1 protein-coding gene is annotated in these 263 nt (G+C 28.5%); it reads right to left on the bottom strand.

All coding sequences use genetic code 11. The features are described 5' to 3' along the window. Positions 1-263, bottom strand: a 263-nt coding sequence (locus tag ACWA1B_RS22905; protein WP_456910941.1) for an endonuclease/exonuclease/phosphatase family protein, incomplete at both ends; no start/stop codon positions are given.

The raw sequence follows: 263 nt of genomic DNA, 5'->3' as shown, positions 1-263 counted from the left end.
CGCGCTTTATATCAGCATATACTACATTATTATCCGACTTTGGAAAAATAATTTTACCCTCATTTATTATAGGAAATTTTGAAAAAATAGCCTGCCCTGTTTTAATCTTTTTACCGTCAATAAAAATATAACGATGCGGATATACTTTTAAATCTAAATGTGCAGAATTAGAATATTCTTGAATACATAAAATATCCGGATCTTTTTCGTCAATAAATCCTTTAATATTTTCTGGAATATCATCACGGTCCAGCCATTTAAAA

Source organism: Flavobacterium xizangense (genome assembly GCF_054075145.1).
Note: the sequence above shows the minus strand (reverse complement) of the source record. Positions and strands in the feature narration are given on the sequence as shown.